This is a genomic window from Actinomadura verrucosospora, from assembly GCF_039540335.1.
Lineage (GTDB): Bacteria > Actinomycetota > Actinomycetes > Streptosporangiales > Streptosporangiaceae > Spirillospora > Spirillospora verrucosospora.
This window is the reverse complement of record NZ_BAABEV010000007.1, coordinates 211045-226492: the sequence shown is the minus strand read 5'-3', so window position 1 is coordinate 226492 and position 15448 is coordinate 211045. Positions and strand designations below refer to the sequence as shown.

The following is a 15448-nucleotide window of genomic DNA, read 5'->3' as shown; positions in this document are numbered from 1 at the left end:
CCTTTCCTACGGCTCCCCGCACCCTACGACACGACCAAGCGATTGCTTCCGGCCGGGTCAGCCGAGCTCGCAGACGGCCGCGGTCGCGTCGTCGTGGACCTTGTGGCGCGGCCACCGGACGGCTCCCGGGTCGGTGCGCTCGACCTCCCGCGTCCGCTCGATCAGCCCCGCGGGCCCCGGGTCCACGGCCAGCGCCGCCAGCCCGGCCCAGTCGGTGACGCCGAACAGGTCGGCGAGCCGCGTCGCGCCGTCGGTCAGCAGGAACGCGCGCCGCAGGTCGGCGGCCGGCACCGTGCCGGTGATCGCGGCGTCGGCCACGGCCGGGTCCGCGGCGGCGTAGTACCGCCCGCCGGTGATCTCCCGCAGGCCGTCGCGGCCGTCGAGCAGGACGGTCGAGTCGGCCAGCACCAGGTAGTCGACCAGGTCGCCCCGCAGCCGCAGGGCGAGCACGGTCGCCGCCGGCGTCGTCGGAACCCGCAGGTCGCAGGTCGCCCGGTGCGCGGCCGCCACGTCCGCGATCGCCCCGGCGAGCCGCGCGACCAGCGGCCGGGCCCCCGGCCGGTGCGCGCCCCCGGGCGGCCCCACCGGCGGGCCGGCCTGCGGGCCGAGCCCGTCCAACATCCGGGCCAGCAGCCGGGTTCCGAGCGAGCGGGAGTACCAGGCGGTCCCGTGCACGCAGCCGAGGTCGGTGCCGAGCGGCAGCCCGCACCCGTCGAGCACCACGACCGCCCCGGCGGCCGCCGCCACGAAGTCCTCGTTGGGCCGCTCGGGGCTGCCCTGGTCGGTCGCCCATTCCACCCGCATGTCCACTTCCACCCGCATGTCCACGTCCTCCCGTCGGCGGTGCCCAGTATGGCCGGACGGCCCGCGCCCCGGCCCTCAGACGAGGACGGCGCGGTCGTCGACGCGCGCGACCGCGCGGACGGGGGCGCCGTCCGCACCCGCCAGGGCCAGCGGGAAGAGGGAGACCTCGATCGCGCAGCCCGCCGCCTGGGCGTCGGCGAGACGTCCGAGACCGGTCAGGTTCTCGGCGATCACGGCTCCGGCGCCGCAGAGGACGCGGTGGGCGGCGAGCGAGAAGTCGTCCGAGCCGGGCGGCGGGGTCCGGTCCACGCTGAGCGCGTCGATGCCCACCGTCCTCACGCCCGCGGCGACGATGGCCTCCGCGGTCTCGGGCGCCGGATAGGGGTGGGCCAGGTAGGCCCCGGTCCCCCAGTGCCGCGACCAGCCGGTCGCGATGAGCAGGACGTCACCCGGCGCGAGCCCCGGCGGGACGGCGCCGGGCGGTATCGGCGCGCGAGGCGGGAGGCCCCGGACGTCCATCACCACGGCCGGACCGGTGAAGCGCTCCAGCGGCAGCTCGTCCAGCCTCGGCAGCGCGTCGTCGATGTGGAACGGGGCGTCGACGTGCGTGCCGGTCTGCGACCCCAGGTGCAGCCGCAGCACGTTCACCCCGGCGTCCGCGACCGTGAGGGCCGGGACGGCCTCCACCTCGGGATCGCCCGGATAGACCGGCATGCCCGTCACGATCGGCACCGACAGGTCGACCAGCTCAACGCCCATGCGATCGATTATCCCGGCCGCCGCCCCAGCCGATAGCGTTGCGACGTGTTGCCACATGTGACCGCCATCCGCTACGTGACGCCGCTCCGCGAGGGCGGATCGCTCCCGGGCGTCGTCGAGGCCGACGACCTCGGCACCTACGTCATGAAGTTCCACGGGGCCGGGCAGGGCCGCAAGGCGCTGATCGCCGAGGTGATCGCCGGTGAGCTGGCGCGCCGGCTCGGCCTCCGGGTGCCCGAGCAGGTGCTCATCGACCTGGACCCGGCGATCGGGCGGCACGAGCCCGACCCCGACGTGCAGGACCTGCTGAAGGCCAGCCCCGGCTGGAACCTCGGCGTCGACTTCCTGCCCGGGTCGCTCGGCTTCGACCCGCTCGGCTGGAGCCCCGACCCCGGCTTCGCGTCCCGGGTGCTGTGGTTCGACGCGTTCATCGGCAACGTCGACCGCAGCTGGCGCAACCCCAACATGCTCGTGTGGCACGGCGACGTGTGGCTCATCGACCACGGCGCGAGCCTCATCTTCCACCACGCGTGGCCGAACGCGGCCCGGCTGTTCTCCGGCCCCTACGACGTGGACGACCACGTGCTGACCCCGTACGCGACCCGGCTGGAGGAGGCCGAGGCCGAACTCGCCCCGAAGATCACCGAGGGGCTGCTGCGCGAGGTCGCCGGCCTCGTCCCGGACCACTGGCTGGAGGGCGAGCCCGGCTTCGCCGGCCCGCGGGCCCTCCGCGACGCCTACCTCGACATCCTGCTGCCGCGCGCCGGGAAGCCGCGCGAGTGGCTGCCCGCCCTCGACGTCAGCTCCCACCGTCCGGACACCTCAGCGCGGCGCGGCCAGAACCGTCCCGGCTGGCTCGGGGGCGCCTCGTGACCGCCGGCAGGACGACCAACATCAGGACGGCGGCCGAGCCGACGGTGTTCGAGTACGCCGCGCTGCGCGTCGTCCCGCGCGTCGAGCGGGGCGAGTCCATGAACGTCGGCGTGGTCGTGTACTGCCGCGCCCTCGACTACCTCGGATGCCGCACGCACCTGGACGAGCGGCGCCTGCTCGCCCTGGACCCCTCGCTCGACCTCGCGGGCGTCCGGTCCGCCCTCACCGCGGTCGACGCGGTGTGCTGCGGCGGGGAGCGCGCGGGCCAGGCCGCCGGGGAGGCCCCGGGCGCGCGGTTCCGGTGGCTGACCGCGCCGCGCAGCACGATCGTGCAGCCGGGTCCGGTGCACGCGGGGCTCACCGGGGATCCGGCGGCCGAGCTCGACCGCCTTCTCGACCTGCTCGTGCGGTAGCGGCCGGGTCCGCCGCGGCTCAGGTCCACTCCCAGCGGATGCCGTGGAAACCGGCGGCCATCCCGAACTCGATGAAGTGGACGCTCTGGTAGCTGGACAACCGCAGGTCGGCGGAGTCCTTCAGCGCGGTGTGCCCGTCGGGCCGCCACGTCCGGTAGCAGCGGGCGGGCAGCGCCGCCGGATGGAAGCGGACCTCGATGAGGTACTCGTGCTGCGGGGTGCGGAAGCCGCGCCCCTCCTCGGTCACGGGCGGACCGGTCTCCTCGAACCCGAAGCCGTACTCCAGCAGGTAGGTCTCGCCGCGCCCGAGCGCCCGGTCGAACAGCAGCTCGGCGGCGATGAGGCCGCTCGTCTCGTCCATCCGGACGCGGCCGAACCGGCAGCCGCGCACGGTGCGGGACGAGGGCAGCACGCCCTGCGGGTGGTGGTACACGGCGATCCAGCGGTCCACGCCGCGCTGCTGGGCCTGGAACACCGCGCGGACGCGGACCTCGCGCAGTTCGCGGCGCCGCCCGATGAGGTACTGGTCGTGCAGGCTGAGCCCGGTGAGCTGCCGCTCGCCGCGGTCGCCGATCTCGTCCAGGAGGTCGCGGACGCCGGGCTCGGGGCACAGCTCCTCGACCGGCAGCCAGGGTCCGGCGGGACGGTCGGTGGTCGGCCTGAGCAGCGTCAGCAGGGAGTGCCGCGGCAGTTCGAGGATGGTCTCCAGGCCGCGGACGGCGCGCAGCGAGTCGGCGCGCTCGGGACGGGTCCGGCCGCGCTGCCAGTAGCTCAGCGTGGACAGGCTGACCGCGATGCCCTGCTCCTCCAGGCGGCGCCGCAGGGAGTCGAGGCTCAGGCCGCGCGCCTGGATGGCGGCGTGCAGGGCGACGTTGAACGGCCCGTACTGGAGGATCTGGAGAAGATCGTCCTCTGCGACACTCTGCATGCTCGGCCTCCGGATCGGCTCCGGCCGGCCCCCGCAAAACGGCCTTGACTACCGCAATTGCCACTTCCGCGCTCACTGTAAGGCTCCCCGGCCCCGATGCCAACAGGCAAAGTGTCACAACCATCGGGCCCGTCCTCCGCCGAATCGGGTACCAATCCGGGCGTGCCGCGGCACCGGATCCCGGCGCCGCGGGTCCGGGCCAGCCGGCGCGGGACGGGCCCGGAAGCCGGTCAGAGGCCGCGCTTGTCGAGCAGGCGGTTCGGCGTCCGGCCGGGTTGCCGCGGATCACGCCGCTGACGGCGTTGGAGACGAGCCAGGCGCGGACAGCGCTGTAGGACGCGTGGCCCTAGGTGGCCTTGCCTTCCGGTGTCAATGCCATTCCCACTCGATGCCCACGATCCCGCGCCGGACGGTTCCGGCCGCGAGGTTCGCGCTTCCCGAGGTGCCGATCCACAACTCGCCGAGCCGCCGGCGCGGGGACGTGGAACTCTCGGCCGTGAAGCCGTAGCAGCGGGCGGGCAGCCGGTCGCCGTCGAACCGGACGAGCGCCAGATAGTCGTGGACGGGGTGGGAGAAGCGCCGGTCGTAGCTGTCGGGCGCGGGGAGCCCGATCGGGCCCAGCTCGTACTCGATGACCGCGGTGTCCCCCGTCGCCAGCACCCTGTCGAAGACCAGCTCGAACGCGACCAGGCCGCCCTCGGCGCGGATCCGGCCGGGGCGGCAGTACCGCACGTCCAGGAGCCCGGCCGCGTCGCCGTCCACCACGCCGGGAAGGTCGCCGTCACCTGTCTGGTGGACGCAGACCACGCGGTCGATGTCGTCGCCGGCCGCCCGCAGGACGGTGCGCACCGACAGCGTCCAGGACCGGCGCGCCTCGTCCAGCCGGTACACGTCGTGGACGCTGAGCCGTTCGAGCCGGTGGTCGCCGGAGCGGTCGAGCTGCCCGACGAGGCAGGCGTAGCGCTCGGCGTCCGGCCACAGGTCGCGGACGCCGCGGCCCCGCTCCGTCCCGTTCGGCCCGCCGGGGGCGCCCCCGCGCGCGGACGTGCCCCGGACGGGCGCGGCGCTCGGCGCGGGATCCTCCAGCAGCTCGATGAGGGCGCCGGACGGCACCTGCAGGATCTCCTCCAGCGCGACGACCACGGTGCGCGAGCGCGGCCGGCTGCGGCCCCGCTGCCAGTAGCTCAGGGTGGCCACGCTGACCGTGAGCCCGCGCCGGCCGAGCCGGTGACGGATCCGCTCCAGGGTCAGCCCGCTCGACTGGATCGCCTGCCGCAACGCCCCGGCGAACTCCACGGCGGGATGGTACCCGGCCCGGAAGATCGATTCAGGTACCGGGTCATATCAGGCACGCAATGACAATCAGAAGAGAACCGACATAAAAGAGCCCAGTTCGGTGAATCCGACCCGGCGGTACGCCGCCCGCGCGCGGGTGTTGTAGTCGTTGACGTACAGCGAGACGGTCGGCGCGACGCCGTGCAGCGCCTCCCGCACCACCGCGGACATCCCCGTCTCCGACCGGCCCTGCCCCCGCAGGTCGGGAGGCACCCACACGCCCTGCACCTGGCAGGCGCGCGGGGTGACGGCGCCGATCTCGGCCTTGAACATGACGCGGCCGTCCTCGATGCGGGCGAAGGCGCGGCCGTCGCGGATCAGCTCGGCGACGCGGGCCCGGTAGAGCACGCCCCCGTCACCGGCGTTGGGCGACACCCCGACCTCTTCGGTGAACATCGCCACGCAGGCCGGGTAGACGATGTCGAACTCCTCCATCCGGACCCGGCGCACGCCGGGGTCGGCGGGCACGTCGGGGACGGAGGAGGTCGCCATCACCGGCTGGGCGGCGCGGACGGCCCGCGGCGGCCCCCAGTACGGCGCGAGGATCTCCCACAGCTCTCCGACCGCGCCGACGGGTCCGACGATGGACGAGCAGCGCCGTCCCTGCGCCTGGGCCCGCTCGGCGAACGCCCGGACGGCCTCCGGCCCGGCCGCGACCGGGATGAGGTTGGCGCCCGAGTAGCACAGTGAGACGAGCCTGCCGTCCCGCAGGTAGCCCCACATCTGGGCGCCGAGGCGGCGCGGATCGAGTCCCGCGGCGTGTACGCGGGAGCTCACGAAGACGTTGGACACCGGGTCGGCGTCCAGGATCGCGAGGGCCTCCGCGCGGTACCTGTCGTCCAGCACGCGCACCGGCATCGAGCCCAGCATCCGCACGGCTACCGGCCCCCGGCCCTCACCACTGAAAGCTCCACGTGGACAAGCCTATGCCGTCCGGGGGCCGCACACCTCCACGGCCTCCGTCACGGCCTCGTCCGGGAAGTGGTCACCGGTGCGCGGCCGCGTGCTCCGCCCTGCCCGCCTTGGCCACGACGGGTTCGGGCCCGGCCGCGCACTTGCGGTCCGGCCCCGGCCGGTTCGCGGGCAGCGCCCCGCCGCCGAGGTAGGCGGCGACGGCCCCGTCGACGCACCTGTCGCCGGAGAGCGAGACGCCGTGGTTGCGCCCGCCGACCTGGACGAGCAGCCTGGACGTCGGGAACCGGCGGTGCATCTCCAGCGCGCCCGGATACGGGGTCGCGGCGTCCTCGGTGGCCTGCACCATCAGGATCGGCGGCAGCGCGGAGCCGCCCCCGACCCGCGGCTGCGGCCCGCCCGGAACCCCCCAGAAGGCGCAGGGCGCGTTGTACCAGGTGTTGCTCCAGGTCTCGAAACGGTAGCCGCGGCGGTAGAGGCGCTCGCTGTCGGCGTGCCAGCGCCCCCAGTCGCGCGGCCAGGCCGCGTCCCGGCACTGGACGGCGTTGTAGACCGTGTAGTTGTTCTGGTCGAGCCGTGACGGCGGCTGCCACACCTTGCGCAGCGGCCCCGGGTCGTGCCGGACGGCGTAGGCCGACAGCGCCCTCGCGTGCCCGGCCCAGTTGTAGTCGCCGTACCCGTCGGCGAGGAACGCCTCGTCGAGTTCGGAGGGCCCGATCCGCCCGCCGATCGGCTTGGCCTTGAGCGCCGCGCGCACCCTGGCGTAGGCGGCGGCGACCTTCCGTCCGGAGTCGCCGAGCCGGTAGGTCGTGTGGTGGCGGGCGATCCAGGCGAAGTACGCGTGGATGCGCTTCTCGAAGGCGACGTTCTGGTCGAGGTTGTCGCCGTACCAGACCCCGCTCGGCCGGACGACGCTGTCGAGCACCATGCGGCGGACCCGCTGCGGGTACATCGTGGCGTACACCGCGCCGAGGTACGTCCCGTAGGAGTACCCGAAGTAGCTGATCTTCTGCTGGCCGAGGGCGGCGCGGACGGCGTCCATGTCGCGCGCCCCGTCGGCGGTGCCCATGTGCGGAAGGATCGCGCCGTACCGGCGGGCGCAGTCGCCGGCGTAGTGCCGCGCCCGCGCCTTCCACGCCTCCTCCTCCGCCGCGCTCGCGGGGACCGTGTCGGGGCGGGCGCGGCCGGGGCTCTGGTAGCCGGGGTCGCAGATCAGCTCGGGCCTGCTGGCGCCGACGCCGCGCGGGTCGAAGCCGATCCAGTCGTAGGACGCGGCGACCCCCTTCGGCAGCGAGTCGGCGAAGAACCGGGCCAGGTCGCGCCCGTGCGCGCCGGGGCCGCCCCGGTTGAGCAGCACCACGCCCTTGGACCTCGGCGCGGTGTGCCGGGCGCGGCTGATCTCCAGGGTGATCTGCCTGCCGGCCGGGTCCGCGTAGTCGAGCGGCACCCGGACCGACGCACACTGCAGGCCCTTGAGCCGGGTGCCCTCCACCGGATCCTTGGCGGGGCAGGACTTCCACGCGAGACCGGCGGGCCTCGGCTCGGGACGGGGGGCGGGGGCGGCGTCCGCGGGCCTCCCCAGTGCGGCGGCGGCCCCGGCGACGGCGAGGGTGACCGCGGCGGCCGCCGTCCCGGCGGCGGCCCTCTTTCCAGCGTCGTTCAGCACGTTCGCTTTCTACCGGCGCGGCGGCCGGGAACCGCGCACCCCGAGGATCGCGCGATTCCAGCCCCAAACGGGACCACCCGCGAAAACCAAGCGCCGGTGAAGCGCGACGCGGTGCGCCCGCCCCGCCCTCGCTGAGGGACGGGACGGACGCACCGCGGAACACGCCTGCGCACTATCCGATGGCTGCGCTGCCCACCGTTGTGCTGACCACCGCTGTGCTGCTTACCGTTACGGGCGCCCGACCGGGAGGTCCTTGCCCGCGGAGGCGCGTGCGGCCTTCGCGGTCATGGCCGTCGGGTCGGGGTCGTTCAGCGCCGGGACGGCCTTGCAGTAGGCGTCCGGGCCGCGGTGGCTCTGCGGCAGCGCCCCGGTGTCGAGGTACGCCGCGACCTTGTCGTCCAGGCACGCGTTGCCGTTGAGCGTGTTGGCGTGGGTCTTGCCGCCGACCTCGAACACCAGGCGCGAGGACGGGAAGAGCTTGTGCATCTCCACGCCGCCCGCGACCGGGGTCGCCGCGTCCTGGGTGGACTGCACGAGCAGCATGCCCGCCAGGCCCTTGGCGCCCTTCAGCTTGAACTCCGGCCCGCCCTGGAACGGCCAGAAGGCGATCGGGGCGTTGAACCAGACGTTGCTCCAGGTGTTGAACCTGTAGCCCTGCCGGTAGAGCTTCGCGGCGTCGTGGTGCCACTTGCTCCAGTTGCGCGGCCACCGGGCGTCGGCGGCCTGGACGGCGTTGTACACGGCGAAGCCGTTGTCGTCGCCGCCGGGGTTCATCCAGTCGAGGAGCCCGGAGGCGTCCTTGTCGTTGACCCACGCCGAGAGCGCCTGCGCGAACGGGATGTAGTAGCCGGTGTTGTAGCCGGCGGACAGCACGGTGTCGTCCAGCTCGTCCGGACCCATCTGGCCGCCGATCGGCGCCTTCTTCGCGGCGGCGCGGACGGCGTAGTACTTGGCCTCGACGGCCTTCTCGCTCTTGCCGAGGTGGTAGAGCGAGTCGTACTTCGCGATCCAGGCCCACCAGGCCTTCATGTTGTGCTCGAACGCCTTGTCCTGCTCCAGCTGGGCGTCGTACCAGACCGTCTTCGGGTTGACGTTGCCGTCCAGCACCATCCGCTTCACGCGCTTGGGGAAGAGCGTGGCGTAGGTGGCGCCGAAGTAGGTGCCGTACGAGAAGCCGTACCAGCTGATCTTGTCCTGGCCGAGCGCGGCGCGGATCGCGTCGACGTCGCGCGCGGCGTCGGTGGTGCGCATGTGCGGCAGCAACCAGCCGAACTTCTTCGCGCAGTCCTGCGCGTACTTCCTCGACTTGGCGATCCAGGCCTTCTCCTCCTTGGCGGAGGAGGGCACGTAGTCCGGCCGGATCGGGTCGGAGAAGTTCGGGTCGCAGCTCAGCGCGGGCTTGCTGGAGCCGACGCCGCGCGGGTCGAAGCCGATGATGTCGTACTTGGCGGCGACGTCGGCGTGCCCGGTGCCGCCGATCCAGCGGGCGAGGGCGGGCGCGTACTGCAGGCCGCTGCCGCCCGGGCCGCCGGGGTTGACGAACAGGGTCCCCTGGTAGTTCTTCTCGTCGGTGTGCCGGAAGCGCGACACCGCGATGGAGATCTTGCGGCCGTTGGGCCGGGCGTAGTCGAGCGGCACCTCGACCTGGGCGCACTCGGCCTTGTTCATCGGGTCGCTAGGGCCGCTGACCTCGCACTTGCCCCAGTCGATGCCCTTGACCGCCGCGGCACCGAGGCCCCCGGTGTCCGCGCTCGCGGAGACGGCGAACCCTGCGCCGCCCGCCGCCACGACCGCAGCGGTCGCGACGAGAACGATCCTTTTCACTTGACCCCCTCAGATCGGCGACTCCGGGCCGGCGCCATGCCGGAGGGGGGCGTCGCCGATGCGTGGCTGATGCGTACTACCTGCGTGTCGCGACCTGCTCGCCGCGACCTGCGCGGCCGGCGGGTGCCGGACCCCGGGGACCGCTCCCCGGGGTCCGGACCGCATGGGCCGCGCCCGGCGTCAGCGGATGACGTCGGCCTTGAGCTGCGCGGCCTTCAGCGAGCCCGTGCCGCTCAGCGTCCTGGCGGTCGCCGTGGACGGCGGCTTCGGGTCACCGAGCTGCGGGACGTGGACGGTGCTCTGCTCCGGGCGCTCTCCCCGCAGGAAGTAGGCGTCGAAGTAGGCGTCCACCTGGGCGGAGCCGCGGTGCACGATGCAGTGCGTGCGGTCGCCGTCCTGGACGACGAGGCGCGAGCCCTTGAGCCTGCGGTGCATCTCCAGCGCGCCCGCGTACGGCGTGGCCGCGTCCGCGGTCGACTGGAACATGAGGATGTTGCGCGGCAGGTCGCGGGTGTGGCCGATGTTCACCGGCTTGCCGGCCTTGGCGGGCCAGTACAGGCACGGGGCGTTGTACCAGGCGTTGGCCCAGGTCTCGAACGGGTGCTTCCGGTCGATCCGCTTGTTGTCGCGCTGCCACTTGTTCCAGCTCAGCGGCCACTGGACGTCGGTGCACTGCACGCCGAGGTAGACGGCGTAGCCGTTGTCGTCGGAGCCGCCGGTCGTCGGCGCGCCGAACGTCCCCGCGAACGTGGCGGTGTCGCCCGACTTGTACGCCGCCAGGGCGGACGCGTACCCGTGCCAGATGGCCTGGCTGCGCCGGTACCCGGCGTTCAGGATCACGTCGGTCAGCTCGTCCGGCCCGACGGCGAGCGTCTGCCCGCTGTCCGGGTCGGTGTAGTAGACCGGCTTGTTCTTGAGCTGCGCCCGCAGGTCGTAGAAGAAGCTCCGGACCTGCTTCTGCGTGGTGCCGAGGTGGTACACCGAGTCGTACTTGGCGATCCAGCCGAAGTAGTAGTCGATGTTGATGTCGAACTGGACGTCCTGGTTCAGGTTGGCGTCGTACCAGGCGTCGGACGGGCCGACGTTGCCGTCCAGCACCATCTTCCCGACGTTCTTGGGGTAGACGGTGGCGTAGGTCGAGCCGAGGTAGGTGCCGTAGGAGGCGCCGTAGTAGTCGAGCTTCTTGTTGCCGAGCGCCCGCCGGATCGACTCCACGTCGTTGACCGAGTCGATCGTCTTGATGTGGTCGAGCAGCCCGGTCTTGTCGGCCTTGCCGCACGCCTCGGCGTAGCCCTTGGACAGCTTCAGCCACGTGGCGACCGACGTGCGGTCACCGGTGCCGTAGTCCGGGCGCGGGGCGTTGGTGTAGTTCGGGTCGCAGCTCAGGGCCGGGACGCTCATGCCGACGCCGCGCGGGTCGAAGCCGATGACGTTGTACGCCTCGCGCATCGGGGCGGAGTTCTGCGCGAACACCCGCGGCCCGAACAGGGCGCCGCCGCCGCCCGGCCCGCCGGGGTTGACCACGATGTCGCCCTTGGCCGGACCGGAGCCGGTGTGCGGCGTCCGGGTGAGCTGGATCGTGATCTTCTTGCCCTGCGGCTTGGCGTAGTCCATCGGCACCGACAGCTCGGCGCACTGGACGATCTTGGAGACGGGGTACAGCCCGTCGTACAGGTTGTGCACCGTCTGGACGAAGTCCGCGGGGCAGGCGTGCCACTGGGCCGCCGAGGGGTTGAATCCTCCGGCCGTTCCGGCGGAGGGGCTCGCGGCCTGTGCGCTTGTGGCGCCGAGACCGGTGAGACCGAGCCCGGCCACCGCGGCCACGACAACAGTCCTCTTCACATATCCCCCTATCGTGCCGACTCCGGTTGAGTCAGACATACGGGTAAATGAGTGAAGATTGTGGCGGTTCGGGCGTACCGCCCAACAGGGGCCCATCAGAGTGGATGCGGAATCGTGACAAGATCAGCGGAACTCTGTGATAACTCCGAACGTTCCGGTCGCGGATGCCCAGCTCCGGGGCGGGTTCCGGGCATACGAAAAGGCCCCGGGTCACAAGACCCGGGGCCCTGAAGTCCCGTTACGGCGCCGCCCGGAAGGCGGGCGCCGGCCCGGACGAGCGGGTCAGCCGACCACCACCTCGGCGCCCGGTCCGGAGACCGTGCCGTCCTCGGCGATCTCGATGCCCATCTCGTCGGCGATGCGCATCGCCTCCTCGATCAGGGTCTCGACGATCTGCGCCTCGGGGACGGTCTTGACGACCTGCCCCTTGACGAAGATCTGGCCCTTGCCGTTGCCCGACGCGACGCCGAGGTCGGCCTCGCGCGCCTCGCCGGGCCCGTTCACCACGCAGCCCATCACGGCGACGCGCAGCGGGACCGGGAAGTCCTTCAGCCCGGCGGTGACCTGCTCGGCCAGCGAGTACACGTCCACCTGCGCGCGACCGCAGGACGGGCAGGAGACGATCTCCAGGCCGCGCTTGCGCAGCCCGAGCGACTCCAGGATCGCCGTGCCGACCTTCACCTCCTCCACCGGCGGCGCGGACAGCGACACCCGGATCGTGTCGCCGATGCCCTCCGCCAGCAGCGCGCCGAACGCGACGGCCGACTTGATCGTGCCCTGGAACGCCGGGCCCGCCTCGGTGACGCCGAGGTGCAGCGGGTAGTCGCAGGCCGCCGCCAGCTTCCGGTACGCCTCGATCATCACGACCGGGTCGTTGTGCTTGACCGAGATCTTGATGTCGCGGAAGTCGTGCTCCTCGAACAGCGAGCACTCCCACAGCGCCGACTCGACCAGCGCGTCGGGAGTGGCCCTGCCGTGCTTCTCCAGCAGGCGCTTGTCCAGGGAGCCGGCGTTCACGCCGATGCGGATCGGCACGCCCGCGTCCTTGGCGGCGCGCGCGATCTCGCCGACCCGGTCGTCGAACTTCTTGATGTTGCCCGGGTTGACGCGGACGGCCGCGCAGCCGGCGTCGATCGCCGCGAACACGTACTTGGGCTGGAAGTGGATGTCGGCGATGACGGGGATCGGCGACTTGCGCGCGATCGCCGGCAGCGCCTCGGCGTCGTCCTGCGACGGCACGGCGACGCGGACGATCTGGCATCCGGACGCGGTCAGCTCCGCGATCTGCTGGAGCGTGGCGTTCACGTCGGCGGTGAGGGTCGTGGTCATCGACTGCACCGACACGGGGGCGTCGCCGCCCACCGGGACGTCGCCGACCATGATCTGCCGGGATCTGCGGCGGGGCGCGATCGGTCCCGGCGCCCCCTGCCCGTCGCCCTCGCCGCGGACGCTCGGTATACCCAGTGAAACGCTCATCCCTCTCCTCAATTTTCGGCCCCGTACAAAGCCTAGGTGCCCCGCGCGGCTGAGTTGACGGCACCCGGCTTCAGCCAGTGTGACCATTTGAGCACACTCGGTAAACGTTTCACGTCATTACGGCAGTCGGAGGGGGTTCAGCACGTCGGCGAGAATCAGCAGCACGCCGAATCCCACCAGCACCAGCACGGCCAGGTATGTCAAGGGCATGAGCCGCGTCATGTCCACGGTGCCCGGATCCGGCCGCCCCCTGATCCGGTTGACGCCGGCCCGCGCCCGCTCGTAGGCGACCACCGCCAGGTGACCGCCGTCCAGCGGGAGCAGGGGCAGCACGTTGAGCACGCCGAGGAAGATGTTCACCGAGACGACGAGCGACAGGTAGAGGGCGACCTTGTCGCGGGCGGAGCTCTGGGCGGAGAAGATCTGCCCGGACACCTCGGTCGCGCCGACCACACTGCCGACCTGACCGCCGGGCGTGCTCCCCCGCTCGGGCGAGAACAGCTTCGGGACGGCGGAGGGCAGGTCCGCCGCGGCCCGCCCGATCCCGGCCACGGTGCGGCCGATGCCCTCCCCGGCGAACACGGCCGCGTTGAGCGGCCCGGTCCGCTCGTACCCGGCGCCCACGACCTTCGCCGACATCCCGACGAACGGCCGCCCGTCCACGTCCGCGAGCGTGATCCGGAGCGTCACCGGCCTCGGCGCGCCCGGCCGCACGACCACGGCCGTCACGGTCCGGCCCGGCTCGGCGGCGTCGATCGCCCGGGTGAGCCCGCTCCAGTCGGAGATCGCAGTGCCGTCGAACGAGACGACGCGGTCGCCCGCGCGCAGCCCGGCCCGCACGGCGGGGGACGTCGGCCGGTTCCCGCCGCAGCCGCTGGACAGCGAGGCGGGCACGCACGTCGTGACCGCCTCGACCGTGCTGGTCACCGTGCCGGGCTCCCGCACGCCGATCGTCATGGCCATCGCCATGAGCAGCAGGAACGCGAACACCAGGTTGGCGACCACGCCGGCCGCGATGACGACCGCGCGCCTCCCGGCGGGCTGCCGGTAGAACGCGCGCGGGCGGTCCGCGGCGGGGATCTCCTCCAGCGGCGTGTAGCCGACGATCTTGACGAAGCCGCCCAGCGGGACCGCCTTCACGCCGTACTCCGTCTCGCCCCGGCGGGTGGACCACAGGGTCGGGCCGAACCCCACGAAGTACTGCGTGGCCTTCATCCCGAACCGCTTGGCGGTGAGCAGGTGCCCGCCCTCGTGGAGCATCACCGAGACCAGCAGCGCCACCACGAACGCCACCGCGCCGAGGAAGAAGGCCATCGGGTCCCCTCCGAGGTTCCTCCCGAGGCGGGCCCCCGGGTCAGACGGTCGCGGTCAGTTCCCTGGCCCTGGTCCGCGCCCAGGTGTCCGCCGCGAGGACGTCGTCGAGCGTCAGGCCTCCGGTGGTGCCCGAACCGTGCTCCTCCACTACCCGCGCGACGGTGTCGACTATCCCGAGGAACGGGAGCCGTTCCGCGCGGAAGGCCTCCACGCATTCCTCGTTGGCGGCGTTGTAGACGGCGGGGACCGTCCCGCCCAGCTCGCCGGCGCGGCGCGCCAGCGCGACGGCGGGGAAGGCCTCGTCGTCCAGGGGGAACAGCTCCCAGGTGTGCGCCCTGGTCCAGTCGACGCCGGGCGCGGCGTCCGGCACCCGGTCGGGCCAGTCGATGCCGAGCGCGATCGGCAGCCGCATGTCGGGCGGGCTCGCCTGCGCCAGCGTGGAGCCGTCGGTGAACTCGACCATCGAGTGGATGACCGACTGCGGGTGCACCATGACCTCGATGCGGTCCATCGGGACGTCGAAGAGCAGGTGCGCCTCGATGACCTCCAGGCCCTTGTTGACGAGGGTCGCGGAGTTGATCGTGATGACCGGGCCCATGTCCCAGGTGGGGTGGTTCATCGCCTGCTCCGGGGTGACGCCGGTCAGCTCGTCGCGGGCCCGCCCCCGGAAGGGTCCGCCGCTCGCGGTGAGCACCAGCCGCCGCACCTCCTCGGCCCGCCCGCCGCGCAGGCACTGGGCGAGCGCCGAGTGCTCGGAGTCGACGGGGACGATCTGCCCCGGGCGCGCCCGCTCCTTGACGAGGGGGCCGCCGACGATGAGCGACTCCTTGTTGGCGAGGGCGAGGGTGCGCCCCGCGTCCAGCGCGGCCAGCGTCGAGGCGAGGCCGAGGGCCCCGGTCACCCCGTTGAGGACCACGTCGCACGGCCAGGCGGCGACCTCGGCGACCGCGTCGGGACCCGCCACGATCTTGGGGATGGGGTAGTCGCCGGAGGCGTAGCCGCGCCGCTTGGCCTCGGCGTAGAAGGCGAGCTGGAGCTCCTGCGCGGCGGAGGCCCGGGCCACCGCGACGACCTCGGGCCGGAACTCCAGCGCCTGCTCGGCCAGCAGGTCCACCCGCCCGCCGCCGGCCGCCAGCCCCGTCACCCGGAACCGGCCGGGGTTGCGTCGGATCACGTCCAGGGCCTGGGTGCCGATGGAGCCGGTGGAGCCGAGGACGACCAGCTCGCGGGCGGCCGTGTCGGGGCTTGAAGGAGACGTCACGCGTCCATTGTCGGGCATCGGCCGCCCCGGGATCGCGCGGA

At 72.9% G+C, this 15448-nt stretch carries 13 protein-coding genes; 2 read left to right on the top strand and 11 right to left on the bottom strand.

The features are described 5' to 3' along the window. Positions 1 to 57: 57 nt before the first annotated feature. Entirely contained in the window at positions 58 to 822 is a 765-nt protein-coding gene (locus ABD944_RS11305; protein ID WP_345175118.1) for a hypothetical protein, read from the bottom strand. Positions 823 to 879: 57 nt separating this feature from the next. Then, complete coding sequence (locus ABD944_RS11300; RefSeq protein WP_345175117.1) at positions 880 to 1563, bottom strand: cyclase family protein; 684 nt, start codon at positions 1561 to 1563, stop codon at positions 880 to 882. A gap of 45 nt (positions 1564 to 1608) precedes the next feature. Between ABD944_RS11300 and ABD944_RS11295 the strand changes: the two genes are divergently transcribed. Next, positions 1609 to 2436, top strand: coding sequence for a HipA family kinase (locus tag ABD944_RS11295; RefSeq protein ID WP_345175115.1), 828 nt, complete (start codon positions 1609 to 1611; stop codon positions 2434 to 2436). Next, positions 2433 to 2849, top strand: coding sequence for a DUF3037 domain-containing protein (locus ABD944_RS11290; RefSeq protein ID WP_345175112.1), 417 nt, complete (start codon positions 2433 to 2435; stop codon positions 2847 to 2849). The genes ABD944_RS11295 and ABD944_RS11290 overlap by 4 nt, the downstream gene beginning before the upstream one ends. Positions 2850 to 2868: 19 nt before the next feature. Here ABD944_RS11290 and ABD944_RS11285 read toward each other — a convergent pair whose 3' ends face one another. The 9 genes from ABD944_RS11285 to dxr form a co-directional block, all read right to left on the bottom strand. Continuing rightward, positions 2869 to 3777, bottom strand: coding sequence for a hypothetical protein (locus tag ABD944_RS11285; RefSeq protein ID WP_345175110.1), 909 nt, complete (start codon positions 3775 to 3777; stop codon positions 2869 to 2871). Positions 3778 to 4146: 369 nt separating this feature from the next. Further along, positions 4147 to 5073 carry a helix-turn-helix domain-containing protein gene (locus tag ABD944_RS11280; RefSeq protein ID WP_345175108.1) on the bottom strand — a complete coding sequence of 309 codons (927 nt, stop codon included), beginning with the start codon at positions 5071 to 5073 and terminating at the stop codon, positions 4147 to 4149. Positions 5074 to 5139: 66 nt separating this feature from the next. Continuing rightward, the gene (locus tag ABD944_RS11275) at positions 5140 to 5982 is read right to left on the bottom strand and encodes a GNAT family N-acetyltransferase (RefSeq protein ID WP_345175215.1); all 843 of its coding nucleotides are present in this window, start codon (positions 5980 to 5982) and stop codon (positions 5140 to 5142) included. A gap of 115 nt (positions 5983 to 6097) precedes the next feature. Next, positions 6098 to 7690, bottom strand: coding sequence for an alpha/beta hydrolase (locus tag ABD944_RS11270; RefSeq protein ID WP_345175107.1), 1593 nt, complete (start codon positions 7688 to 7690; stop codon positions 6098 to 6100). 228 nt (positions 7691 to 7918) lie between these two features. Continuing rightward, positions 7919 to 9514: an alpha/beta hydrolase gene (locus ABD944_RS11265; protein WP_345175106.1), complete on the bottom strand. Its 1596-nt coding sequence runs from the start codon at positions 9512 to 9514 to the stop codon at positions 7919 to 7921. A gap of 180 nt (positions 9515 to 9694) precedes the next feature. Beyond that, a complete protein-coding gene (locus ABD944_RS11260; RefSeq protein WP_345175105.1) occupies positions 9695 to 11356 on the bottom strand; it encodes an alpha/beta hydrolase in 1662 nt (553 codons plus the stop codon). A 282-nt stretch (positions 11357 to 11638) separates the two neighbouring features. Next, complete coding sequence (gene ispG / locus ABD944_RS11255; RefSeq protein ID WP_345175103.1) at positions 11639 to 12832, bottom strand: flavodoxin-dependent (E)-4-hydroxy-3-methylbut-2-enyl-diphosphate synthase; 1194 nt, start codon at positions 12830 to 12832, stop codon at positions 11639 to 11641. A 117-nt stretch (positions 12833 to 12949) separates the two neighbouring features. Continuing rightward, complete coding sequence (locus ABD944_RS11250; RefSeq protein WP_345175101.1) at positions 12950 to 14146, bottom strand: M50 family metallopeptidase; 1197 nt, start codon at positions 14144 to 14146, stop codon at positions 12950 to 12952. 40 nt (positions 14147 to 14186) lie between these two features. Continuing rightward, positions 14187 to 15425, bottom strand: coding sequence for a 1-deoxy-D-xylulose-5-phosphate reductoisomerase (gene dxr / locus ABD944_RS11245; RefSeq protein ID WP_378189292.1), 1239 nt, complete (start codon positions 15423 to 15425; stop codon positions 14187 to 14189). Positions 15426 to 15448 lie beyond the last annotated feature (23 nt).

Excerpts from the sequence above, each read along its gene's own strand:
- ABD944_RS11285 (WP_345175110.1), bottom strand. The coding sequence starts at position 3,777 with ATGCAGAGTGTCGCAGAGGACGATCTTCTCCAGATCCTCCAGTACGGG.
- ABD944_RS11275 (WP_345175215.1), bottom strand. The coding sequence starts at position 5,982 with ATGCTGGGCTCGATGCCGGTGCGCGTGCTGGACGACAGGTACCGCGCG.
- ABD944_RS11250 (WP_345175101.1), bottom strand. The coding sequence starts at position 14,146 with ATGGCCTTCTTCCTCGGCGCGGTGGCGTTCGTGGTGGCGCTGCTGGTC.
- ispG (WP_345175103.1), bottom strand. The coding sequence starts at position 12,832 with ATGAGCGTTTCACTGGGTATACCGAGCGTCCGCGGCGAGGGCGACGGG.
- dxr (WP_378189292.1), bottom strand. The coding sequence starts at position 15,425 with ATGCCCGACAATGGACGCGTGACGTCTCCTTCAAGCCCCGACACGGCC.
- ABD944_RS11300 (WP_345175117.1), bottom strand. The coding sequence starts at position 1,563 with ATGGGCGTTGAGCTGGTCGACCTGTCGGTGCCGATCGTGACGGGCATG.
- ABD944_RS11305 (WP_345175118.1), bottom strand. The coding sequence starts at position 822 with ATGCGGGTGGAAGTGGACATGCGGGTGGAATGGGCGACCGACCAGGGC.